The 11,927-nt window shown below is 68.5% G+C and carries 12 protein-coding genes; 5 read left to right on the forward strand and 7 right to left on the reverse strand.

Features of this window, described 5'->3' with window-relative positions; translation table 11 throughout:
* Positions 1-14: 14 nt before the first annotated feature.
* Positions 15-851 (forward strand): ABC transporter permease, encoded by an 837-nt coding sequence (locus tag TSH64_RS10515; RefSeq protein WP_109096693.1) that lies wholly within the window; start codon positions 15-17, stop codon positions 849-851.
* Positions 852-857: 6 nt separating this feature from the next.
* Here TSH64_RS10515 and TSH64_RS10520 read toward each other — a convergent pair whose 3' ends face one another.
* Entirely contained in the window at positions 858-1,211 is a 354-nt protein-coding gene (locus TSH64_RS10520; protein ID WP_109096694.1) for a hydroxyisourate hydrolase, read from the reverse strand.
* Between the two features lie 26 nt (positions 1,212-1,237).
* Between TSH64_RS10520 and TSH64_RS10525 the strand changes: the two genes are divergently transcribed.
* Genes TSH64_RS10525 through TSH64_RS10535 form a run of 3 tightly spaced genes read left to right on the forward strand, consistent with a single transcriptional unit; the run spans position 1,238 to position 4,583 of the window.
* A complete protein-coding gene (locus TSH64_RS10525) occupies positions 1,238-2,434 on the forward strand; it encodes an MFS transporter (RefSeq protein WP_109096695.1) in 1,197 nt (398 codons plus the stop codon).
* A complete protein-coding gene (locus TSH64_RS10530; protein ID WP_109096696.1) occupies positions 2,431-3,837 on the forward strand; it encodes an amidase in 1,407 nt (468 codons plus the stop codon). The genes TSH64_RS10525 and TSH64_RS10530 overlap by 4 nt, the downstream gene beginning before the upstream one ends.
* On the forward strand, positions 3,834-4,583 hold the full coding sequence (locus TSH64_RS10535) for a GntR family transcriptional regulator (RefSeq protein WP_109096697.1): 750 nt from the start codon (positions 3,834-3,836) through the stop codon (positions 4,581-4,583). The genes TSH64_RS10530 and TSH64_RS10535 overlap by 4 nt, the downstream gene beginning before the upstream one ends.
* Positions 4,584-4,675: 92 nt before the next feature.
* On the opposite strand, the gene hydA is transcribed toward TSH64_RS10535, so the two are convergent.
* From hydA to TSH64_RS10565, 6 genes are read right to left on the reverse strand one after another with little or no spacing between them, the layout of a single operon-like run.
* Positions 4,676-6,112, reverse strand: a complete 1,437-nt coding sequence (gene hydA / locus TSH64_RS10540) for a dihydropyrimidinase (RefSeq protein ID WP_109096698.1) — start codon at positions 6,110-6,112, stop codon at positions 4,676-4,678.
* Positions 6,113-6,136: 24 nt separating this feature from the next.
* Positions 6,137-6,883 carry an aspartate/glutamate racemase family protein gene (locus TSH64_RS10545; protein ID WP_247872856.1) on the reverse strand — a complete coding sequence of 249 codons (747 nt, stop codon included), beginning with the start codon at positions 6,881-6,883 and terminating at the stop codon, positions 6,137-6,139.
* 50 nt (positions 6,884-6,933) lie between these two features.
* Positions 6,934-8,274, reverse strand: a complete 1,341-nt coding sequence (locus TSH64_RS10550; protein ID WP_109096699.1) for an amidohydrolase family protein — start codon at positions 8,272-8,274, stop codon at positions 6,934-6,936.
* Positions 8,271-9,089: an ABC transporter ATP-binding protein gene (locus TSH64_RS10555; RefSeq protein WP_109096700.1), complete on the reverse strand. Its 819-nt coding sequence runs from the start codon at positions 9,087-9,089 to the stop codon at positions 8,271-8,273. The genes TSH64_RS10550 and TSH64_RS10555 overlap by 4 nt, the downstream gene beginning before the upstream one ends.
* Positions 9,090-9,093: 4 nt before the next feature.
* A complete protein-coding gene (locus tag TSH64_RS10560; RefSeq protein WP_109047656.1) occupies positions 9,094-9,915 on the reverse strand; it encodes an ABC transporter permease in 822 nt (273 codons plus the stop codon).
* 52 nt (positions 9,916-9,967) lie between these two features.
* A complete protein-coding gene (locus TSH64_RS10565; RefSeq protein WP_109096701.1) occupies positions 9,968-10,984 on the reverse strand; it encodes an ABC transporter substrate-binding protein in 1,017 nt (338 codons plus the stop codon).
* Positions 10,985-11,207: 223 nt separating this feature from the next.
* Here TSH64_RS10565 and TSH64_RS10570 point away from each other — a divergent pair, with 223 nt between their 5' ends.
* Positions 11,208-11,909, forward strand: a complete 702-nt coding sequence (locus TSH64_RS10570; protein WP_109096702.1) for a GntR family transcriptional regulator — start codon at positions 11,208-11,210, stop codon at positions 11,907-11,909.
* Positions 11,910-11,927: the final 18 nt, after the last annotated feature.

The following is an 11,927-nucleotide window of genomic DNA, read 5'->3' on the forward strand; positions in this document are numbered from 1 at the left end:
CCGGGGAGGCAGCGATGTCCGACTATGCAAAACCGGTTTCCGGCAGCCGCCACATCGATTTCGACGCGCTCAGCTTCCGCATCGTCATGACCGGCATCGCGCTGATGGCGCTGGTCCTTCTGGTCGCCCCGACGGTGGTGGTGATCTGGGTGTCCTTCACCAGCGGCTATTCCCTGAAATTCCCGCCGCCCGGCTATTCGCTGCGCTGGTACGCCGAGCTGTGGAACGCCTGGCAGCTCCAGTTCGCCATGATGAACAGCCTGACGGTGGCGGCCTGGGCGACCGGCCTGTCGATCCTGCTGGGGGTTTCCGCCTCGCTCGGCATCGCCCGCTCGCCGACGCTGACGGCGAAGGTGCTGGACAGCCTGTTCCTGTCGCCGCTGGTGCTGCCGGCCCTGGCCTTCGGCCTGTCGTCGCTGATGTTCTTCTCGATGATCGGGGTGCCGGTCTCGCCGCTGACGCTCATCATCGGCCACACGGTCGTCTCGGTGCCCTTCGTCGTGCGCAACACGGTGGCGTCGCTCGCCCAGATGAACCCGTCGCTGCTGGAGGCATCCTCCAGTCTGGGGGCGGGGCGCTGGTACGGCTTCCGCCGCGTCACCCTGCCGTTGATCCGGCCCGGCATCATGGCGGGCGGCTTCATCGCCTTCATGGCGTCCTTCGACAATGTCCCCGTCTCGCTGTTCCTGCGCGACGCCGCCACCGACATGCTGCCGATCCGCATGTGGCAGGATTTGGAAGGCCGGCTGGATGTCACCGTCGCGGCGCTGTCGGGCGTGCTGATCGTCGTCACCATCGGCCTGATGCTGGTGATGGAACGTGTCGCCGGTCTCTCCAAAAGGTTGACCTGACCCCCGTCACACACCGAGAAAGAGGGAAACCCCGTAGGGGGTGAACTTGAAGGGCAGATGCAGATGGCGGTCGAGGTCGGTGACGACGAAGCGGAACGGAACGATGTCGAGGAAGCGGGCCTGCTCCTCGGCATAGCCCGCCGCCCGCAGCCAGTCGCCAACATGGAACAGCACCTCGTGCGGGCCGGCCTCGATGCCGTCGCCGCGCACGGTCGGGTGGTCGAGCTGCCCGTTGGCGCCAAGCTCGCCCGCCGCCAGCAGCCGGCGTTCCGGCATCAGTGCGTGAAGCTCTACCCGCATGCCCTGGGCGGCGACGCCGCGCGCCACATCCACGCCATGGATCGAAATTCCGCCAACCATGCTGCCTCCGTCCTCGGTTCGCCGAAATGGTAGCCGAGACGGCGGCGGCAACGCCAGCGCCGCTGCTCCCCCCGCTCCTGCCGGCACTGGTCGGCATGACCGGTTTGCAGGCTTTGGTCGCGCTGGCCCTGTTCGCGCCGGGGGTGCTGGCACCGCGATTGGGGATCGACCCGGCGGGGCTGGGCCTGTTCACCACCACCGGCTTCGCGGTCGGGATGGCAGCGTCGCTGTATGGCGGCGTGCTGGCCGGGCGTCTCGGGCCGTTCCGGATCGCCAGCCTCTGCGCGGTGGCGGTCGCCGCCGCCATGCTCTGCGCGATGACGGGTGGGAGCGCCGCCGGGCTGCTGGCAGCAGGAATAGCCATCGGCCTTGCCTGCGGCCCCGAAACGCCGGCCAGCGCCGCGATCCTCGGCCGGCTGGTCCGGGAAGCCGACCGGCCGATGGTGTTTTCCGTCCGCCAGACCGGCAACCAGATCGGCGCCATCGCCGGATCGCTGGCACTGCCGCTCCTGGCCGTCGCCCTGGATCCCCGCGCCGGCTACGCGGTCATCGCCATGCTGGCGCTGGCCTGCATTCCGGTCTTCGAGCGACTGCGGCCCGTCTATGACCCATTGACCCGCAATGCCGCCTCCAGCTTCGGACTGGGTACGGCAGTGCAACTGCTGCGCGGCGACCCGGCGCTGCGGCGGATGGCGCTGGCGGCCTTCCCCTATTCTGCGAGCCAACTGACGCTGAACGGCTTTTTCGTGGTCTTCGCAGTGACCGAGCTGGGGCTGGAGCATGTGTCGGCCGGGGTGGCACTGGCCGCCGGGCAGGCGGGCGGGCTGGTGGGACGGCTCAGCTGGGGTGTGGTGGCGTCGCGCTGGATGGCGCCACGCCGGCTGGTCGGGCTGCTGGGGCTGGGCATGGCCGCGGCGTCGATCCTGGTGGGATGGGCCGGCGCCGCGCTGCCCTTCCCGGTGCTGACCTTTGCGACCTTCCTGTTCGGACTGACCGCCAGCGGCTGGAACGGCGTGTTCGTGGCCGAGGTCGCGCGGCTGGCCCCCGCCGGCCGCATCGGCGAGGCGACGGGGGCGGTGATGGTCGGCGGTTTCGCCGGGCTGATCGCCGGACCGATCCTGCTGGTCGCCGCCGCCGCGGTCAGCGACCTCGCCACCGGCTACATCGCCGTCGGCCTGCTGGCGGCGCTTGCCGGCCTCAGCCTTCTGAAGGACAAGCGATGACCAATCCCCTAGGCGCTGCCACCCCACGCGCCACCGCCATTGCCGAAGCCGTGCGCACCGGACGCAGCAGCGCCCGTGCCGCAACGGAAGCGGCGTTGGCCCGCATCGCCGCCGGCAATCCGGCGCTGAATGCCTTCGTCTCCGTCGACGAGGCCGACGCGCTGGCCGAAGCGGATGCGGTCGACCGCAGGCTGGCTGCCGGGGAAACGCCGCTGCTGGCCGGGGTTCCGGTCGCGGTCAAGGACACCATCTGGGTCGCCGGCCGGCGCGTCACCCAGGGATCGCGCCTGTTCGCCGACTTCCGCGCTCCGGCCGACGCAATCGCGGTGGAACGGTTGCGCGCCGCCGGTGCCGTCATCGTCGGCATGACCAACAGCTCCGAATTCGCCTGCAAGGGCGTCACCACCAACCCGCTGTTCGGACCGACGCGCCACCCGCAGGACCCGAGCCTGACCCCTGGCGGGTCGAGCGGCGGACCGGCCGTGGCGGTGGCGGCGGGGCTGGTGCCTCTGGCACTCGGCACCGATGCCGGCGGTTCGAGCCGCCGTCCGCCCGCCCATGTCGGCGCGGTCGGGTTCAAGCCGTCCTTCGGCGCCATCCCCTACGGACCGGGCTTCGCCGAGCCCTTCACCGGCATTGCCGTGATGGCTCCCATCACCGCCGACGTCGCCGACGCGACGCTGATGTTCGAGGCGCTCAGCGGCCCCGATCCGCGCGATCCTGAGTCCATCGCCGTCGCTCCGGCGGACAGCCGGTCACCCAGTAGCCTGACCGTCGCCTACAGCCCCCGCCTCGGCCTGGACGCCCCGATCGACGAGGATGTGCGGCAGGCGGTCGAACATGCGATGGAGGTGCTCGAACGGGCGGGAGTCCGCGTCGTCCGGCGCGATCCGATCTGGCCGGCGGGGGTGACGGAAACGGCGCTGATGCCCTTGCAGCATGCCGGGCTGGCCGCCCTCTACGGCGACGCCTTCCGACGCGATCCTGCCCAATTCGATCCCGACATCGCCGTGCAGATCGAGCGGGGACTGACCCTGACGGGACCGGAGGTCGCAGCGGCGCAGTTGCTTGGCGTCAAGGTCGCACGCGCGCTTGCCGCCTTCTTCACCGACACGGACCTGCTGGTCGGGCCGACGACGCCCTGCGTCGCATGGCCGCTCGACCGGCTGGGTCCGGAGACCATTGGCGGACAGGCGGTGCCGCCACGCGCGCATGCCGTCTTCACCCCGTTGTTCAACCACGCCAAGGTTCCCGCCCTCAGCCTGCCCTGCGGCACCGGTCGTGCCGGTCTGCCGGTCGGGTTGCAAATCGTCGCCCAGCGCGGGCAGGACCGGCGGGTGCTGCGCTTCGCCGCCTTCATCGAAAATCTGCTCGCCGGTGGCGGGCGAGGACTGGCCGGATGACCATGGACAACAACGCTCCGGGCGACGTTTCCGGCACCGCTCCCGAAGCCGCCCCCCGGCGGCGCCGGATGGTGCCGCCGCCGCCACTGGCAGAAATGGCGGTGGAGCGCCTGCGCTCCATGATCATCTACGGCGAACTGCCACCTTCGGCTCGGCTGATCGAGCCGGAACTGAGCGAAAAGCTCGGCATCTCCCGCACCCCCTTGCGCGAGGCGCTGAAGCTGCTGGCGGCCGACGGGCTGGTGATGCTGCGCCCCAACCGCAACGCCATCGTCGCTCCGCTCGACGCCGACGAGCTGATCCATTTGTTCGAGGCCGAAGGCTGCATCGAGAGCTTCGCGGCGAAGCTCGCCGCCGAACGGATGACCGCCGCCGACCTGCGCCGCCTGCGCGGCTTCCAGGACAGGATCGAGGCTTTGCAGGGAGCCGGCGCGCTGGAGGAGTATTTCTCCATCAACCAGAAGATCCACCGGCTGATCGTGTCGGGCGCCAAGAATCCGGCTCTGGTGGACGCGCATGACCGACTGCTCGGCCGGCTGGCGCGGGCGCGCTATTTCGCGCTGGGCGCCCAGGGCCGCTGGAAGGAATCGGTGCTGGAGCACCGCGAGATCCTGGCGGCGATGGAGGCCCGCGACGGCGAGACCGCCCAGCGCCTGTTCATGCACCATGTCGGCCGTACCGGCGAGGTGGTGGCCGCAGCCTGCGCATCGCCCAGAAATCCCCTCTCCCCCCGGGGAGAGGGTTAGGGTGAGGGGGTTTCGCGGCGGCCCTTTACCGGGAATCCATCCCGTGCATCCCCTTCATCCCGCCCCTCTCCCCAGGGGGGAGAGGGAGTAAATCAAAACGGCAGGACCGGCGCCGGGGCGCTCTTGGGACGGGCGGGCGCCGGCAGACCACAGGGCAGGAACAGGCCGCGGCCAGGCTCGGCCAGAAGCGCGCCGTCGCGGCACACCACCGCCCCGCGCGAGATCGTCGCCACCGGCCAGCCGGTGACCTCCATCCCCTCATAGGGGGTGTAGTCCACATTGTGGTGCAGCATGGCGTTCGTGACCGTGACCCGGCGGTTCGGATCCCACAAGGCGATGTCGGCGTCGGCCCCCACCGCGATGGTGCCCTTGCGCGGATGCAGCCCATACATGCGGGCAGGATTGGTGGCGGTCAGCTCCACGAACTTGGTCAGCTCCATCCGCCCGGTCATCACGCCTGCGGAGAACAGCAGCGGCAGCCGCGTCTCCACCCCTGGAATGCCGTTGGGCACGCAACGGAAGGGCGCCTGTTCGCCATGGACCTTCTTGCCGCCCGGTCCGTCGAAATGGAACGGCGCATGGTCCGACGAAAAGACCTGAAAGGTCCCGCCGGTCAGCCCATCCCAGATGACGGCCTGATTGGCGGCATCGCGCGGCGGCGGAGAGCAGATGCACTTCGCCCCCTCGAACCCCTCCCCGCCCAGATCGTCACCGGTCAGGAACAGATATTGCGGACAGGTCTCGGCATAGATCCGCAGGCCGCGCCCCTGGGCCCAGCGGATCTGCTCCACCGCGTCGGCACCCGAGACATGCACGATCAGGATCGGCACATCGACCAGTTCGGCGAGCGAGATGGCCCGGTGGGTGGCCTCGCGCTCCGCCACGCGCGGGCGGGAGACGCCGTGGAAGAAGGGTGCGGTCTGCCCGGCGCGCTCCAGCTTCTCGGTCAGCCAGGCGATGCAGTCGGCGTTCTCCGCATGCATCATCACCATGGCGCCCTCGCTGCGGGCGATGTCCAGAACCTCCAGGACCTGGCGGTCGTTCAGCTTCAGCGCGTCATAGGTCATGTAGATCTTGAAGGACGTATAGCCCTCGCGGATCAGCGCCGGCAGTTCCTGAGCCAGCACCTGCTCGGTCGGATCGGTGACGATCAGGTGGAAGGCATAGTCGATGACCGGCTTGCCGGCGGCCCGCCGGTGATAATCGTCCACCGCCTCGCGCAGCGACCGTCCCTTTTCCTGGCAGGCGAAGGGCAGCACCGTGGTGGTGCCGCCGAAGGCGGCGGAGCGGGTGCCGGTCAGGAAATCGTCGGCCATCACCGACCCGTCGCCGGTCGGCTGGTCGAAATGGACATGCCCGTCGACACCGCCGGGCAGGACCAGCAGCCCGGCGGCGTCGATCTCCTCGGCTCCGGGAGCGAGGCCGGCGCCCAGCGCCGCGATGGTGCCGCCGCGCACGCCGACATCGGCCTTGAACACATCGGACGCGGTGGCGACCGTGCCGTTGCGGATGACCAGATCGAATTCCATGCTCCCCTCCCCCGGATTATGCATTCAGCCGTGCAATTCCCGGAACAGGCTGCCCCAGCCCTCGACCCGGCGGGTGTCGACGCCGGTCATGCGCAGCGCCTTCCACACCACGGTGGACACGGTGTCGTAGACGGGGATGCCCAGCGCCTTCTCCACCCGCTCCGCCACCGGGGCGCCGCGCATGTTGGTGCAGATGATGGCGATGGCGTCGGGCTTCGCCTCCGCCACCTCGGCGCACATGCGCTCGATCCGCTCCTCGGTGATTTCGGAGAAGGAGAAGTTGCCGCGGTCGTTCAGATGCCGCTCCGCCACCACCTCGAAGCCGGCAGCGTTGTAGTTGGCGACCATCCGCTCCTGGATTTCGTCGAGATAGGGGCTGACGATGGCGAAGCGCTTGCGCCCGGTCGTTTCCAGAATCTCGTTCAGCGCCAGCATGGAGGTGCAGGCCGGGATGCCGGTCTCGGCCGCGATGGTGCTGCACAGCCGGTCGTCGGCATCGAAGCCGAGCCAGCCCGCCGAGGTGCCGTTCCAGCCGATCACGTTCAGCTTGGCGTCGGCCAGCAGCCGGGCGGCGTCGAGGAAGGGCGCATCGGTGAACTGGTCGAGCGCTGCGGCGCGCAGCGAGATCTCCTTGACGGTGAAACGGCCGAAATGGGCCGACACCTCCGGCAGGCCGCTCAGCATGGCGGAGGTCACCGGCTCAAGGACCGTGTTGGACGACGGGGTCAGCATCCCCAGAAGGACGCGCTTGGTCAGATCGGGCGTGCTCATGTTCGGTCCTTATCGCTTCAGGCGTTTCTTGTTTTCGGGGTTTGTCGGGGTCAGGCCCGCGCCCACAGCGCGCGGGCGGCCTCGTCGGCTTCGATGCAGATCCGCTCCAGATCGGCGCGCAGCAGGCGGCCGTCCTCGACCAGGATTTCGCCGTCCACCATCACCATCTCCACGTCGCGGCCCTGGCCGGTGTGGACCAGCGTGCCGAGCGGGTTGGTCTGCGGTCGCAGATGCGGACGACGGCTGTCGAACACCACCAGATCGGCGCATTTGCCGACGGTGAGCGTGCCGATGCTGTCAGCCATGCCGACCGCCTCCGCCCCGCCCAGCGTCGCCATCCGGAAGACGTCGGCCGGCTGCCAGTCGGCGGTGACGCCGCCCTGGCCGATGCGGCCGGTGGCGAGCGCCCAGCGCATCGTCTCCACCATGTCGCCATGCTGGGTGTCGGTGCACAGCGCCAGATTGACCCCCGCCGCCTTCAGGGCCGGGGTCGGCGCCAGCCTGCCCGAAGCGGCGTTGCATTTGGGCACATGCACCGCATGAGCACCGGCACGGGCCAGCTGTGCGATGTCGTCGTCATCGACATAGAGGCAGTGGGTGGCGAGAAACCGGTCGTTCAGCATCCCGGTCTCCTCCAGCAGGGCCGCGGGAGAGAGGCCGGTGGAGGCACGGACGCGCTCCACCTCGACCCGGCTCTGCGCCAGATGGGTGTTCACGCGCATCCCGCGGGCCGATGCCTCGGCGGCCAGCGTCCGCAGGAAGCCGGGGGAACAGGTGTCCGGCGCATGGGCCGCCATCTGCACCGCGATGCGCCCGTCCAACGCCCCGTGCCAGCGGTCGTGCAGGTCGAGCGTCCGGCGCAGCAGATCCTCGCCGATGCCGGCATCGAAGCGCCATTCCCCCTGCGGCACGCGGGCGAAATCCACGTCGTGCACCCGCCAGCCGGCATGGACCCGCAGCCCCAGCTCGGCCACCGCCTCCAGCGTCGCCTCGGCATGGACGAAATGGTCGCAGACCAGGGTGGAGCCGGACAGCAGCGCCTCCGCCACGCCGAGCCGGGCGAGCGCCCGCGCCTCCTCCGGCGTCGCGTCGGTGCCCTTGGGAACGCCGGGGGTGTAGGACGGGGCGAAGCCGAGATCGGCGGCAACGCCGCGGACCATGACCAGCACTGCATGCAGGTGGGCGTTGACAAAGCCCGGCGTCACCAGCCGGCCGGGACGGTGCAGCGTGCGCTCCGCCGTCGGCAGCCCGGCGGAGACCGGAGCCAGATGGGCGATCCGGCCGTCGCGGATGCCGATGGCGGCATCTTCGACGATGCCCAGCGCCGGATCGCCGGTAATGGCGGTGACGCCGGTCAGCAGCAGGTCCAAGGGGTGTTGGGCCGTGGTCATGCCGCAGCACCCTGTCGGCTCGCCGCTACGGAGTCCGGCTTTGTTTCCTTACGCTGCTGCATCCCTTCCTCGCGGATCAGGTTCAGGATGTGGCGCTTGTGGTCGTTGAACTGCTGGCTGGTGATGTCGCGCGGGCGCGGCAGGTCGAGGTCGATCAGTTCGCGCACCCGTCCAGGCCGGCTGGTAAGGACGGCGACCTGGGTGCCCAGCACCAGCGCCTCATCGACGCTGTGTGTGACGAAGACGATGGTGCAACGCTGCTTCTGCCAAATGGCGACCAGTTCCTCCTGCATGTCCATTTTGGTCTGGGCATCCAGCGCCGCGAACGGCTCGTCCATCAGGATGACCTGCGGGTTCAGCAGCAGGGCGCGGGCAATGCCGACGCGCTGGCTCATGCCGCCCGACAGTTCGGCCGGGAAATGGTTCTCGAAACCGCGCAAGCCCACCATGTCGATGTATTCCTGCGCCGCGGCCCGGCGGTCGGCCTTGCGCCAGCCCTTCAGCCGCAGGTGGAAGGCGACATTCTCCCACACCGGCAGCCAGGGCATCAGGTTGGCCTGCTGGAAGACCATGCCGCGGTCGGCGCCCGGGCCGTCCACCGGCTTGCCGCCGACCGTCACGCTGCCGCCGGTCGGCTTCTCGAAGCCGGCGATCATGTTGAGCAGCGTGGACTTGCCGCAGCCCGACGAGCCCAGCAGGCACAGGAACTGGTTGGGTTCCACCGACAGGCTGACGTCGTCGATGGCCAGCAGGTCGCGCTTGCGCTTGGCATCGCGGAAGATCTTGGTGATGTTCTTCATCTCGATGGAGGCCATGGCGTCAGCCCTCCCGGCTTTGCAGGGTGGATCCGTGCTGCCAGTGCAGCGCCACGGACATCAGGAGCTTGATGAGGCCGTCGGTCGCGTAGCCGAGCAGGCCGATGCTGGCCATGGCGGCGAGCACGAGGTCGTAGCGCAGGAAATAGTAACTGTCCCACAGCACATACCCGAGCCCGCTCTTGACCGCGACCATCTCGGCGGTGACGGTCAGCATCCAGGCGGCGCCGATGCCGATGCGCAGGCCGGCGAAGATGCTGGGCAGGGCCGCCGGGAACACCACATGGCGCAGAAGCTGCTGTTCGGTGGCGCCCATCATCGCGGCGGCGCGGATCAGGTTGCGGTCGGCCGTCTTCACCCCGTGGATGGTGTTCATCAGGATGGGGAAGAAGGCGCCGAGGAAGACCAGGAAGATGGCCGGCTTGTTGGCAATGCCGAACCAGATGATCGCCACCGGAATCCACGACACCGGTGGAACCGGGCGCAGCATCTGGATCGTCGGCTCCACCGTCCGCTCGACCCAGCGCCACCAGCCGATGGCGATGCCCAGCAGGATGCCGCTGGCCGCCGCGATGGCATAGCCGGCGGCAACCCGCATGGCGCTGGACAGCGCATCGGCGAACCAGCGCCCGCTGTTGGCCTGTGCGGTCTCGTCGAAGCCGAAGACCCAGTCGCCCCAGGCATGCAGGACCACCGTCGGCGGCGGCAGCAGCGCCGCGGGCAGAAGGCCGGACCGCGACACGGCCTCCCAGGCCACGAGGATGACGAGGGGAACGACCGCCCTTTCCCAGGCGAACCGCTCCCAGATTTTTCCTATCGCCGTCATGAACCGGACTCCTGTCCCATGAAACACCTGGCCGGATGCAACCGGCCGCCGATCAGAAGCCCAGCTCGGTCTTCGGCTTGGCCGTGACGGTTTCCAGGAAGCTGTAGTCGAGGTTCTTCTCGGCCGCGGCGGAGACGTCGTGGCTGATGTATTTCAGGTCGCGCATCATCGCGGCGATGGCGAGCGTGCTGTCCTTGTGCATGGCATAGTCGGGCGAGGCGTTCTTCAGCGCCTCCGCGGCGACGGTCTTGTCCATGCCGGTGTATTTGTTGATGGTGTCGACCCAGGCACCCCGGTCCGCCTTCAGCTTGTCGACCAGCGCCACGACGGACGCGACGGTGGCCTCGACCGCCTTGGGATGCTCCTTGATCACGTCGGAGCGGGTGACGATCAGGTTGGTCAGGTTGCCGGCGGCCTGGTCGTAGGGGAGCGTGAAGTGCCGGCCGGTCCCGCTGCTGCGGATCTGCGAGGCGAAGGGCTCCACCGTGCAGATCACGTCGACCTCGCCACGCTGGAGGGCGGCGGCATGGTCGGACGGGTTCGGGATGTTGACAAACTGCACGTCCTTGTTGGCGTCGATCCCGTTCTTCAGGAAGGCGCCGCGCATGTGGATGTCCTGCGCATTCCCGCGCGAAGCGGCGACGCGCAGCGGCTCGCCCTTCGCCTTGCGGTCGGCGATCAGCGCCTTCAGCCCGGCCCAGTCGTCCGGCTTCAGCTCGATCCCCTTGGCGGTCAGGATCTCCGATCCGCCATTCACTTGGCCGGAGATCGCCACCACGTCGAACCCCTTGTCGAGGGCGGTGATGTAGTGGAGGTAGGTGACCTGCGCCACGTCGATGCTCTTGGACACCAAAGCCGTCAGCACGTCGTTGCCGGAATTGAAGTTGATGGCCTCGATCTTCACGCCCTTCGCCAGATCGGGCGTCAGCGCCATCGGCAGGCAATGGGCGCATTTGGCGAAGCCCAGCTTCACCGCGTCGATGTCGGCGGCCTGGGCGGTCGTAGCCGCCGCGGACAGGGCGAGGACCACGCCGGTGACAGCGCCAAGCGTGAAGGATCGAAGCGACATGGGCAGAATTCCCTGATGCGATTGCGATATCCCATCAGTCGCAAGCATCGTGCCAGATTGTATACAATATGGCGATTTCAGATTTATCTATTAATATCAATGATATATGATTTTTTGTAAACCAGAAGCGCTCCGCGACTCTCTTGCCTTATTTTTATGCGCATGGCATCGTTTGCGCATACATGCACAATCATTCAGCACCAAGGGCATCGCCGGATCGACCATGGACACCGTGAAAACCGTCAAGCCCTCCGCCGGGCCGATCCGCCGGGAAACGCTGCATCACGGCGCCGTCGCGGAGCTGCGGGCGATGATCCTGTCCGGCGAATTGCGGCCGGGCAGCCGCGTGCCGGAGGTCCAGCTGTGCGAACAGCTCGGGGTCTCCCGAACGCCTTTGCGGGAGGCGTTGCGCGTCCTGGCGGCTGAGGGGCTGGTGGAGCTTCGCCCGCACCGTGGCGCCGTGGTGACGCCGATCGACCCGAGGGAGATCGCCGCCGTTTTCGAGGTGATGGAGGCGCTGGAGGCGCTTGCGGGCGACCTTGCCTGCCGGCGGGGCACGGTCGAGGAATTCGCCGAACTCGACCGGCTCCACGACCAGCTTCACGCCCAGTTCGATGCCGGCGACCGGCTGGCCTATTTCCTGACCAACCGGCAAATCCACGCCCGGATCGTCGCGATGGCGCGCAACCCGTCCCTGGACGCCACCTATGCCGGTTTCGCTTCCAAGATTCTCCGGGCACGGTCGCTGGCCAATTACGATGAGGAGCGCTGGCGAGACTCGCTGAACGAACATGAGGGAGTCATGGCCGCATTCCGGCAGCGCGACGCAGCGGTGGCCGGCAGCCTCCTGGCCGCCCACAGCCGGCAAACCGCAGAGGCCGTCCTCGCCGCACTGAACGGCTGCGGCGCAGAACTGCAAACCTGATCAGTGCGATGCAGTCCC

It is taken from the genome of Azospirillum sp. TSH64 (assembly GCF_003116035.1).
Classification (GTDB): Bacteria; Pseudomonadota; Alphaproteobacteria; order Azospirillales; family Azospirillaceae; genus Azospirillum.

What these genes read in the sequence shown, in the direction of transcription:
- TSH64_RS10515 (WP_109096693.1), top strand. Translation starts at nt 15, where the DNA reads ATGTCCGACTATGCAAAACCGGTTTCCGGCAGCCGCCACATCGATTTC.
- TSH64_RS10535 (WP_109096697.1), top strand. Translation starts at nt 3,834, where the DNA reads ATGACCATGGACAACAACGCTCCGGGCGACGTTTCCGGCACCGCTCCC.
- TSH64_RS10565 (WP_109096701.1), bottom strand. Translation starts at nt 10,984, where the DNA reads ATGTCGCTTCGATCCTTCACGCTTGGCGCTGTCACCGGCGTGGTCCTC.
- TSH64_RS10530 (WP_109096696.1), top strand. Translation starts at nt 2,431, where the DNA reads ATGACCAATCCCCTAGGCGCTGCCACCCCACGCGCCACCGCCATTGCC.
- TSH64_RS10525 (WP_109096695.1), top strand. Translation starts at nt 1,238, where the DNA reads ATGGTAGCCGAGACGGCGGCGGCAACGCCAGCGCCGCTGCTCCCCCCG.
- TSH64_RS10520 (WP_109096694.1), bottom strand. Translation starts at nt 1,211, where the DNA reads ATGGTTGGCGGAATTTCGATCCATGGCGTGGATGTGGCGCGCGGCGTC.
- TSH64_RS10555 (WP_109096700.1), bottom strand. Translation starts at nt 9,089, where the DNA reads ATGGCCTCCATCGAGATGAAGAACATCACCAAGATCTTCCGCGATGCC.
- TSH64_RS10550 (WP_109096699.1), bottom strand. Translation starts at nt 8,274, where the DNA reads ATGACCACGGCCCAACACCCCTTGGACCTGCTGCTGACCGGCGTCACC.
- TSH64_RS10560 (WP_109047656.1), bottom strand. Translation starts at nt 9,915, where the DNA reads ATGACGGCGATAGGAAAAATCTGGGAGCGGTTCGCCTGGGAAAGGGCG.
- hydA (WP_109096698.1), bottom strand. Translation starts at nt 6,112, where the DNA reads ATGGAATTCGATCTGGTCATCCGCAACGGCACGGTCGCCACCGCGTCC.
- TSH64_RS10570 (WP_109096702.1), top strand. Translation starts at nt 11,208, where the DNA reads ATGGACACCGTGAAAACCGTCAAGCCCTCCGCCGGGCCGATCCGCCGG.
- TSH64_RS10545 (WP_247872856.1), bottom strand. Translation starts at nt 6,883, where the DNA reads ATGAGCACGCCCGATCTGACCAAGCGCGTCCTTCTGGGGATGCTGACC.